Here is an 11214-nt window from a genome sequence, read left to right as displayed (position 1 = left end):
GGATGGTCACACCATACGCTCAAACCACTCGGCGCGGAAACGCGAGGCACCGGCTATATCATGCCGGTTACGAACGCGATTGAAAATATCAACTCGCAGCTGCGCAAGATCATCAAGACCCGTGGTCACTTCCCGACCGACGAGGCCGCCACCAAGCTCATCTGGCTGGCCTTGCGCAACATCACCGCGAATTGGGGAAGTGCCGCGCATGACTGGAAGACCGCCATGAACCAATTCGCTATCCTTTACGCAGATCGATTCGTTCGGCCTTCCGTGTAATTGCTCCACCCGCCTTGAACACGGAAATCCTGACACCCCCTAGCAGCAATGCAACCACGAAGAGCGCAATCAGTGCCGGCAACATCACGATCACGGACAAGGCGAACCAGAAGCAGGATGTGGCGACGCTCAATCGTGATAGGTCGTGCCGCACCGCCCCCCCTGAATCCCCCCACCCGACGACAATCGCGAATTCGTCTGATAATACCTGCGGCGATCCCCGCTACGCGCAATCGTCCGAATCCCGCCGAACCGTTGCACGGGCAACCAGACGGCACCATCGCCGCGATTGCATCGCCACCCGATGCAATCCGGAAACGAAACGGCGTCAGGCCCACCTGGTCGTTCGGAATGTGCCCAGCGCCGTTCAAATCCCCACACGACGCCCGCGCGACGCGGCGCCGCCAACAGGAGATGAACGATGATCACGCTGACCGTCAATGGTAGCGAACAGCATTTCGACGGCAACCCCGACATGCCGTTGCTCTGGTATCTGCGCGACGTCCTCGGTCACACGGGCACCAAGTTCGGCTGCGGGATGGCGCTGTGCGGCGCATGCACCGTGCATCTCGACGGTGAAGCGATCCGCGCATGCATCACGCCCGTCGCGGTCGCCGCCGGCAAGCGCGTGACGACGATCGAAGGATTGTCGACCGACCTGACCCACCCGCTGCAGCAAGCCTGGCAGGAACTGAACGTCGCGCAATGCGGCTACTGTCAGTCCGGACAGATCATGCAGGCCGCCTCGCTGCTGAAGACCAATCCTCACCCGAGCGATGCCGACATCGACGACGCGATGTCCGGCAACATCTGCCGCTGCGGCACCTATACGCGCATTCGCGCGGCGATCCGGCTGGCGGTGCGCCGTGGAGGTGCCGCATGAACGCGCCGGAACTCTCCGTCCACAACGAAAGCCGCCGCGCATTGCTGCTCGGCTTCGCCGCCGGCGGGCTGCTGCTCGCGTTCGGTGTACCGTCGCTCGCGCGCGCGGCCGTGCCGGTGCAGCCGCCGGTCAGCCCGAATCCGCAGTACGGCGGCGCGGGCATGCCGCACGGATTGCGCGACGATCCGAACCTGTTCGTCGCGATCGCGCCGGACGGCACGGTCACGGTGACCTGCATCCGCTCCGAGATGGGGCAGGGCGTACGCACCAGCGTCGCGCTCGTGGTCGCCGACGAACTGGGCGCGGATTGGGCGCGCGTGAAGGTCGCGCAGGCGGTCGGCGACGAGCCGCGCTACGGCAACCAGAACACCGACGGCTCGCGCAGCCTGCGCCAGAGTTTCGCGGCGCTGCGCCGCGCGGGCGCCGCTGCGCGCACGATGCTCGAGCAGGCCGCCGCGGCGACGTGGGGCGTCGACGTGCGTCAGGTGAAGGCGGCGGTCCACGCGGTCGTCGATACGAAAACCGGACGCAAGCTCGGCTTCGGCGAACTGGCCGCGAAGGCAGCCGCGCTGCCGACGCCCGATCCGAAGAGCGTGCCGTTGAAGGCGCCAGCCGAATTCCGCTATATCGGCAAGGGCAAGACGGCGTTGATCGACGGACGCGACATCGTCGGTGGCCGCGCGCGCTACGGGATCGACACGCGGCTCGACGGCATGCTGTATGCGGTGGTCGCACGTCCGCCCGTTTATGGCGATACGGTCGCGTCGTTCGACGCGTCGGCCGCGGAGAAGCTGCCGGGTGTCGTCAAGGTCGTGCAGCTTGCGTCGGCACCGCTGCCGTCCGGGTTCCAGCCGCTCGGCGGTGTGGCCGTGATCGCGCGCGACACGTGGACGGCCATCCAGGCGCGCGCGCAGTTGAAGATCGACTGGAAGCACGGGCCGCATGCAGTCTACGATTCGGCCGCCTACCGCAAGACGCTCGAAGCGGCGGCCGCGCAACCGGGCGACGTGATCCGCAACGACGGCGATACGGCCGCGGCGCTCGCGGGTGCCGCGAAGCGGGTGCGCGCGACGTACTACGTTCCGCATCTCGCGCACGCGACGATGGAGCCGCCGGCGGCAGTCGCGCGCGTGGCCGACGGCCGCTGCGAGGTGTGGACCTGCACGCAGGCGCCGCAGACCACGCGCGACGAGATCGCGAAGGCGCTCGCGTTGCCGACCGAGCGGGTAACGGTCAACGTGACGCTGCTTGGCGGCGGCTTCGGCCGCAAGTCGAAGCCGGACTACGTGGTGGAGGCCGCGTTGCTGTCGAAGGCAGTCGGCGCGCCCGTGAAGCTGACGTTCACGCGCGAGGACGACATCGCGCACGACTATTTCCACGCGGTGTCGCTGGAGGCGTTCGAAGGCGGTCTCGATGCGGCGGGGAAGGTGGTCGCGTGGCAGCATCGCACGGTCGCGCCTTCGATCCAGTCGACTTTCAGGGCCGGCGTCGTGCATGAGCAGCCGGGCGAGCTCGCGCAAGGCATCGCCGATCTTCCATTCGCAGTCCAGAACGTGAGGATCGAGAATCCGGCCGCGGAAGCGCACACGCGGATCGGCTGGTTTCGTTCGGTGTACAACATTCCGCACGCGTTCGGGATTCAGAGTTTCGTGTCCGAGCTCGCGCATGCGGCGGGCCGCGATCCGAAGGATTTCCTGCTCGACCTGATCGGGCCGGCGCGGCGATTCGAACCGCACATCACGGTGAAGAACGTGAACTACGGCGAGGATCCGGCGTTGTATCCGGTCGATACCGGACGGCTGCGGCGCGTGATCGAGACGGTCGCGCGCGAAGCCGGTTGGGGGCGCAAGCTGCCGAAGGGGCACGGGCTCGGGATTGCCGCGCATCGCAGCTTCGTGTCGTACACGGCGGCCGTGTGCGAAGTGCAGGTCGGCGCGGACGGTGCGATCGCGGTGCCGCGCGTCGACATTGCGATCGACTGCGGGCCGCAAGTCAACCCGGAGCGCGTGCGCTCGCAGCTCGAAGGTGCGGTGGTGATGGGGCTCGGCATTGCGCTGCACGGCGAGATCACGTTCAAGGACGGACGCCCGGAGCAGAGCAACTTCAACGGCTTCCAGGTGTTGCGGATGAACGAGGCGCCGCGTGAAATCCGCGTGCACCTTGTCGCGCCGGACGACTACGCGACGCCGCTCGGCGGCGTGGGCGAGCCGGGCCTGCCGCCGGTCGCGCCGGCGCTGACCAACGCGATCTTCGCGGCGACGGGTACGCGCATCCGCAGCCTGCCCGTCGCGGATCAACTCGCGAAGCCGAAAGCGGGGTGATGCGGTGCCGCGCGCCGGGCCGTCTGCACGGCCCGGCGCGCGCATTCGCTCGCACACCGAGGCCATTGCACGCGATCCATTCATGCATTTCATCTGCATATAAATTCGACGGGACCACCCGGCCGTTCGGCCGCCGGGACAACCGCTTTCCAGAATCAACCACGGAAATTCAATCTCGGCATTCAAGTCCGTAATTCCCCGCGGAAATAGAATCAATTGCCGTCGGATATCGGGTTTGCCCGATGGTGCGGTATCGTACAAAGAGCGACAGAAAACTGTCGGATCATTGGCGCGTCGAATTCAATTTTGTAAAAAATTCAATGAGAAAAATCGGGCGTGATTCAGCCATTCGGTAATGACCGATTGGGTGGGGCATTTGGCGCATGCTTGTTACCGGTCAGTCCTAAGGCGGGCATTCATTATCGTTTTCATTCCGACGGTTCATGGCGTTCCAGCTATGGTGGCGCCTGATCTGTAGCGCCCGCTCGTCTGCAGATCGAAACCGCCGAGCCGGATGGCCGGTGTCGCAGGAATTGACGGTATATCGAAAGCGGAATGCGTTATCGAATGCGGATTGACCTCGCGAGTATTGCGAAAAGGTAGCTCGAGATATTCGAGTGGACGGAGCGATGCGCGCCGTTTTGTCGACTTGGTTAATGAAGTGTGGCTGCGCAATGCAGTCGTCTTGCCCGAGAATTTAACATATTTAACGTATTGATCTGCGTCGCGATCGCGGCGTGGTTCGATGCCTCGCTAGATGGGTTATCTAGCATTCTCAATCTGGAGAAACGCAATGCAAGAACTGAATCAACAGGAAATCGCACAAGTTTCCGGCGGCTACTACAGCGGCGGCTCGATTTTCGACACGCTGGGCAACGTGGTCGAGCTGTACGGCCAGACGCTCTACAACGTCGGCGAAGCACTGACGACGGCTGTCGTCGGCACGGGCAATGCATTGCTCGGCCTGCTGACCGGCCAGCACGCGTAAGCCGGACGCGATTTCCGTGCGATGGCGCGCGCTGCGTCGCCATCGCGTGAATCGCGGATCGCCGCGGCACCGGAGCAGGGCGCCGCGGCGATCTTCCCGGGCAACCGGGATGCATCCGTCGAACCCAACTGACTGTCTGTAATCCCGTATCTTGACGAACCCGACTTCTCTCTTCCGGCACGAAGCGCAACAGGCGCAGCGCGCCGGCGCGCTGGGCGAGATCGTGCTGGCGCGCCCCGTGCCGCTGACGCTGCTGGCGGCGTCTGCGGTCGCGATGGCCGCATGCGTGCTGCTGTTCTTCGCGTTCGGCACCTACACGCGTCGTACGACGGTCAGCGGCGTCGTGATGCCGGATGCGGGGCTGGTGAAGGTCTATGCGTTGCAGCCGGGCATCGTCGTCGAGCGCGACGTGAAGGAAGGGCAGCACGTCGCGCGCGGGCAGACGCTTTATACGGTGTCCACCGACCTGCAAAGCGCGGCGGAAGGCGCGACGCAGGCCGCGCTGATCGCGCAGGCGCGGCAACGCAAGGCGTCGCTGCTCGCGGAAATGGACAAGACGCGCAGCCTGCAGCAGGACGAACGCGCAACGGTGCGCGCGAAGATCGCGAGCCTGCGCGGCGAGCTTGCACAGATCGACGATCAGCTTTCGGCGCAGCGGTTGCGTACGTCGATCGCGGCCGACGGCGCGAAACGGTATCGCGGCCTGCTGGCCCAGGACTACATTTCGAAGGATCAGGCGCAGCAGCGCGAGGCCGACCTGCTCGACCAGCAGTCGAAGCTGAACGGGCTGCTGCGCGAGCGCGCGTCGACGGCGCAGTCGCTGACGGAAGCGAACAACCAGCTGGCCGGCCTCGACCTCAAGCAGCAGAACCAGCTTGCGCAGATCGATCGCAACGTGATCGACGTCGACCAGAACCTGATCGAAAGCGAGGCGAAGCGCCGGATCGTCGTCACCGCGCCGGAAACGGGTGTCGTGACGGCGGCGATCGCCGACGTCGGCCAGTCGGTCGATACGTCCCGGCCGCTCGCGAGCGTGGTGCCGGGCGGCGCGCGCTGGCAGGCGCATCTGTTCGTGCCGAGCACGGCGATCGGCTTCGTGCGGGTCGGCGAGCCGGTGCTGATCCGCTATCAGGCGTTCCCGTATCAGAAGTTCGGCCAGTATCGCGCCGTGGTCGTGTCGATCGCGCGCACGGCGCTGTCGGCGGCCGAACTCGCGAACGATGGCGGCCCGGCGGCGACGCCGGGCGAGGGGCGCGACGCGACCTTCTATCGCGTGATCGTCGCGCTCGATGCGCAGCACGTCACCGCGTATGGCGCGCGGCAACCGTTGCAGGCCGGCATGACGCTGCAGGCAGACATCCTGCAGGAGCGCAGGCGCCTGTACGAGTGGGTGCTCGAGCCGCTTTACAGCCTGACCGGCAAACTCTGACGAGGTCGCGCATGGCATTACTCGATCGACTCTCGTTCGGCCTCGGCCGCCGGCTGCCGATGATCCTGCAGACCGAAGCCGCGGAATGCGGGCTCGCGTGTCTCGCGATGGTGGCCGGCTATCACGGCCATCACGTGGATCTCGCGACGCTGCGCGGACAATTCCCCGTATCGCTGAAGGGCGCGGGACTCGGGCGCGTGATCGAAGTCGCGCAGCGCCTCTCGCTCGGCACGCGCGCGGTGAAGCTGGACATGGGGCAGCTCGGCCAGCTTCGCCTGCCGTGCCTGCTGCACTGGAATTTCAACCACTTCGTCGTGCTGAAGGAAGTGAACGGCAAGAGCGCGACGATTCACGATCCGTCGCACGGCATTCGCAAGGTGCCGCTCGCCGAAGTGTCGCGTGCGTTTACCGGCGTCGCGCTCGAATTGTGGCCGGCCGCCGGATTCGCGCCGCGCGCGGCGCGTCCGGCGGTGAAGCTGCGCGAGCTGCTGGGCCCGGTGTCGGGGCTGTCGCGCTCGCTGGCGCAGATCCTCGCGCTCGCCGTCGCGCTCGAAGTCTTCATGCTGGTGCAGCCGTTCTTCCTGCAGTGGGTGATCGACGAAGTGATCGTCAGCGCCGATCGCGACCTGCTGACGGTGCTGGCGCTCGGCTTCGGCCTGTTGCTGCTGATGCAGCAGGCGACCGGCACGATTCGCGCGTGGGCGCTGATGTACGTCGGCGTCACGCTGAACATCCAGTGGCGCGCGAACGTGTTTACGCACCTGCTGAGCCTGCCGGTGCGCTATTACGAGCGGCGCCATCTCGGCGACGTCGTGTCGCGCTTCGGTTCGATCGACACGATCCAGCAGACGCTGACGACGTCGTTTCTCGGCGCGGTGATCGACGGGCTGATGACGGTCGTCACGCTCGCGATGATGTTCGTCTACAGCCGCGTGCTCGGGTTCGTCGCGCTGGCGACGATGGCGCTGTACGCGCTCGTCCGGTGGCTGTGGTACGGCCCGCTGCGGCGCGCGACCGAGGACCAGATCGTGCACGCGGCCAAGCAGCAAAGCCATTTCCTCGAAACGGTGCGCGGCGTGAAGACGATCAAGCTGTTCAACCGCCAGACGGAGCGCCGCGCGAGCTGGATCACGCTGCTGGTCGAGCAGGTCAATGCGAGCCTGCACGTGCAGAAGCTGCAGATCTTCTACCAGCAGCTCAACGGCCTGCTGTTCGGCATCGAGAACGTGCTGATCATCTGGCTCGGCGCGCGCATGGTGATGGACGGTCAGTTCACGGTCGGCGTGCTGATGGCGTTCAACGCGTACAAGAACCAGTTCGACAGCCGGGTCGGCAGCCTGATCGACAAGTATTTCGAAGTCAGGATGCTGCAGCTCCAGGGCGAGCGGCTGGCCGACATCGTGTTCGCGGAAAGCGAGCCGGACGCAAGCCTGCGCAGCGTGCCGGGCGAGGCCGATGCGCTCGACGCGAGCATCGAGATCGACGGGCTGTCGTTCCGCTACGCGGACGGCGAGCCGCTGGTGCTCGACGGCGTGAGTGCGAAGATCGCGGCGGGCGAGTCGGTCGCGATCGTCGGGCCGTCGGGTTGCGGCAAGACGACGTTGATCGGCGTGCTGCTCGGCATCCATGAGCCGACGGGCGGCACGGTGCGGATCGGCGGGCTGGAGGTCGGCCGGCTCGGCATCGAGCGGTTGCGCGGGCTCGTCGGCACCGTGTTGCAGGACGACGTGCTGTTCGCGGGCTCGATCGCGGACAACATCAGCTTCTTCGACCCGGATGCGGACCCGCGGTGGGTCGCCGAATGCGCGCGCATCGCCGCCGTGCACGACGACATCGCCGCGATGCCGATGGGCTACAACACGCTGGTCGGCGACATGGGCACGGTGCTGTCCGGCGGGCAGAAGCAGCGCGTGCTGCTCGCGCGCGCGCTGTACAAGCGCCCGGGCATTCTCGTGCTCGACGAGGCGACGAGCCATCTCGACATTCAGCGCGAGATGCAGGTCAATGCGGCCGTCACGCAACTCGCGATGACGCGGCTGATCGTTGCGCACCGGCCGGAGACGATCGCGTCGGCGCAGCGCGTCATCATGCTGCAGGGCGGCAAGGTCGTGCTCGACCAGTCGACCGCCGCGATGCGCACGGCGATGGCGGCCAGGACGTCCGCCGGCGCGCCGGCGGCACCGACGACGCATGACGCCGGCGCCGCGGAACCGGTCGCGGGGCGTTGAGCGATGAAGCGTCCACTCGCTACCGTGCTGGCTGTCGTCGCGCTCGCAGCGTGCGTGCCGACGGCACGCGCGCAGATGCTCGACGTCTACGGCACGCGCAATGATGTCGCGGCCACGCCGTCCGGATCGATGGCGTCGGCCACGGCGTGCGGCGCGCGACATGTCGACGAGCGGCCGCTCGCGCTCGAGGACGCGATCCTGCTCGCGATCTGCTCGCATCCGCAACTGAGTCGCACGTGGTCGGATGCGCGCGCGGCGGCGGCGGAGGTCGGCGTGTCGAAGGCCGCGTACTGGCCGACGCTCAATGCGACGGCGGGTATCGAGCGCGACAACCTGACGACGAACTACAGCGGCGGCTACTCGCAGGACCAGCGCAGCACCAGCCGCTACGGCATGCTCAACCTGAGCTGGGTGCTGTTCGATTTCGGCAAGCGCGGCGCGACGCTCGACCGTGCGCGCGCGCTGCTGCGCGCGGCGAACGCGGCGCACGACGATGCGCTGCAGAGCGTCTTCTACGAAGCGGCGCAGGCGTTCTACGCGCTGCGCGACGCGCAGGCGGCGCTCGCCGCCGCGCAGGCGGTCGAGCACGCGGCGCAGGAAAGCCTGGCCGAGGCGAGCGCGCGGCACGACGGCGGCGCCGGCACGCTCGGCGATGCATTGCAGGCGCAGACCACCTACCGCAAGGCGCTGCTCGATCGCGTGAGCGCGGAAGGCGACCTGCAGAACGCGATCGGCACGCTCGCGACCACGCTCGGCGCCGACGCCGATACGCCGCTGCGCATCGCCGACGCGGAACCGTCGCCCGATCGCGACGACTTCACGCGTGGCGTCGCCGACCTGATCGCCGAAGCGAAGCGCCATCACCCGAAACTGATCGCCGCGCGCGAAAAGCTCGAAGCGGCGCGCGACGAAGTGCGCGCGGTGCGCGCGCAGTCGCTGCCGACCGTTTCGCTGATGGGCAGCCTCGCGCGCAACAACCCGTCATACCAGCAGCAGGCGTCGTTTCTCCAGTTGCAGAGCAGTCACAGCAACTCGATCGGTATCCAGATCTCGATTCCGCTGTTCGAAGGGTTCGCGTCGGGCTACCGCGTCGCCGAGGCGAAGGCGCAGGCGGACGCGCAGGAAGCCGACGTGCGCAACACCGAACTCAAGGTGTCGCTCGACGTATGGAAGAGCTATCAGAGCCTGCAGACCGACACGACGAACCTGGACAACTCGCGGCATCTGCTGGACACCGCGCTGCATTCGCTCGACATCGCGCGTGGCCGCTACAAGGCCGGCGTCGGCACGTTCACGGAACTGCTGAATGCCCAGTCGGCGCTCGCGGATGCGCGGCGGCAGCGCGTGCTCGCGGTGTCGAAGTGGCGGATCGCGAGACTGAAGCTGGCCGAGAGCCTTGGGAGATTGGGATTATGGAACGACGCGGGTTGAACGACGCCGGGCCGCACGCGCGCGGCGCGCAGGCGCGTGGATGCGCGTTCCTGTTCCCGGGGCAGGGGGCGTTCTATGCGGGCGCGCTGCGGCAGCTCGCACGTGAACACGGGAGCGTGCGGCAGACCCTCGACATACTCGACGCGGTCGCGAGCGAGCGCCTGGGCCGCCCGCTGACGGGCGCGCTGTGGCGCGACGATGCCGGGCTCGATGCATGGCTGCATGAAGCGCCCGATCTGCTGCAGATCGGAATCTACGGCGCATCGGTCGCGATGTTCGGCGTGCTGCGTGAGCACGACGTGGTGCCCGACGTGCTGATCGGACACAGCTTCGGCGAGATCGCGGCGCTCGTGTGCGGCGGCATGTATTCGATCGAGCAGGGCGCGCGGATCGTCTGCGACCGGATCGCGTCGTTGCAGGCCGCGGCGCCGCCCGACGGGATGATGGCGGCGATCTCCGCGGGTGCCGACGCGACGCGCGAGCTGATCGACGCGAGCGCCGTCACGCATGCGGTGCGCAACGTGTGCGTCGCGGTCGAGAACCATCCGTCGCAAACCGTCGTGTCCGGGCCGCGCGATGCGGTGGAGCGCTTCGTCGCGGCCTGTGCGGCACGCGGTGTCGCCGCGCAGACGCTCAGGTCTCCGTATGGCTTTCATCACCCCGATCTCGCCGGCGCGCGCGAGCAGTTCGCCGTGCGTCTTGCCGCGTATCGGCACGGCCCGCTCGCGATTCCCGTGTATTCGCCGATCCTCGGCCGCCGCTACAGCGGCGCCGACGATCCGGGCGCGCGGCTCGCGTCGCACTTCGTGCTGCCGGTGCGGTTCGCGGATGCGATTCGCGCCGCGTGCGCGGACGGCATCGGACGCTATGTCGAATGCGGCGCGCTCAACGCGCTGGCGCGCATCGTCGTGCGCATCGCGGGGCCCGGCACGGTCAGGACGTTCGGCGGCCCGTCGAACGCGGCAGAGGAATCGAGCGTCGTCACGACGATCACCCGTAATTTTCAGGAGGACAACATCATGAAGGACGATATTCGCATCGGCAACGCCGGCTCCGGGTTCGACGCGTTCTGGCATGCGCGCGGGCCGCACATCGTCGACTGGCTCAAGGGCGAGCTGCGTCACGCGTTCGATGCGGCGAGCACGGCATCGGCCGGGCCCGCGCCGGCCGCGGCACCGACGGTCGCCGCATTCGCGCCGCAGGCCGAGCCGCCCGGTGCGGGCGCGCCGCGTCTTGCGGCGGTGGCCGTGGCCGCGCCGACACTGACGGCGGTACCGTCGCCGTCGATGCCGCATGAGCCGCTCGCGGCGGCGAAGCTCGCACTCGTGCCGCGCGATCGGCTGTTCGCGGAGCTCGTCGATATCTACGCGCAAGCGATGGAATATCCGGCCGAGGTGTTCTCCGAAACGATCGAGCTCGAAGCCGAACTCGGCATCGATTCGGTCAAGCAGACGGAGATCATCCAGCGCATTACCGCGCGCTACGCGCTGCCGCCGCTGCCGGCCAATTTCCGCAGCGGCGATTTCAAGGCGATGGGGCAGATCGTCGATTTCGTCTACGAGAACCAGGGAAAAGCAGTCGTTTGACGGCCATTGGCCGAAACGTTGGTCGGCAGGGGGGGCCCTGCCCGTAATGACAAGTTCTCGATAGGCAGG

General features: G+C 67.1%; 8 protein-coding genes. All 8 read left to right on the top strand.

Features of this window, described 5'->3' with window-relative positions:
* On the top strand, positions 1-279 hold a 279-nt coding region (locus tag WS45_RS15045; protein ID WP_257140421.1), incomplete at its 5' end, for a transposase.
* Between the two features lie 421 nt (positions 280-700).
* Positions 701-1162, top strand: a complete 462-nt coding sequence (locus WS45_RS15040; RefSeq protein WP_059691184.1) for a (2Fe-2S)-binding protein — start codon at positions 701-703, stop codon at positions 1160-1162.
* Entirely contained in the window at positions 1159-3483 is a 2325-nt protein-coding gene (locus tag WS45_RS15035) for a xanthine dehydrogenase family protein molybdopterin-binding subunit (protein ID WP_059700638.1), read from the top strand. The genes WS45_RS15040 and WS45_RS15035 overlap by 4 nt, the downstream gene beginning before the upstream one ends.
* A 793-nt stretch (positions 3484-4276) precedes the next feature.
* Positions 4277-4471 carry a hypothetical protein gene (locus WS45_RS15030; RefSeq protein WP_059449338.1) on the top strand — a complete coding sequence of 65 codons (195 nt, stop codon included), beginning with the start codon at positions 4277-4279 and terminating at the stop codon, positions 4469-4471.
* A gap of 151 nt (positions 4472-4622) precedes the next feature.
* Positions 4623-5900: an HlyD family secretion protein gene (locus WS45_RS15025; protein ID WP_059691186.1), complete on the top strand. Its 1278-nt coding sequence runs from the start codon at positions 4623-4625 to the stop codon at positions 5898-5900.
* A gap of 11 nt (positions 5901-5911) precedes the next feature.
* A complete protein-coding gene (locus WS45_RS15020) occupies positions 5912-8128 on the top strand; it encodes a peptidase domain-containing ABC transporter (protein ID WP_059700637.1) in 2217 nt (738 codons plus the stop codon).
* Between the two features lie 3 nt (positions 8129-8131).
* The gene (locus WS45_RS15015) at positions 8132-9559 is read left to right on the top strand and encodes a TolC family protein (protein ID WP_059700636.1); all 1428 of its coding nucleotides are present in this window, start codon (positions 8132-8134) and stop codon (positions 9557-9559) included.
* Positions 9541-11145, top strand: coding sequence for an acyltransferase domain-containing protein (locus WS45_RS15010; RefSeq protein WP_082721934.1), 1605 nt, complete (start codon positions 9541-9543; stop codon positions 11143-11145). Before WS45_RS15015 ends, WS45_RS15010 begins: the two co-directional genes overlap by 19 nt.
* The last annotated feature ends 69 nt before the right edge of the window (positions 11146-11214 follow it).

Source organism: Burkholderia sp. RF2-non_BP3 (assembly GCF_001522185.1).
In the GTDB taxonomy this organism is placed as follows: Bacteria; Pseudomonadota; Gammaproteobacteria; order Burkholderiales; family Burkholderiaceae; genus Burkholderia; species Burkholderia diffusa.
Note: the sequence above shows the minus strand (reverse complement) of the source record. Positions and strands in the feature narration are given on the sequence as shown.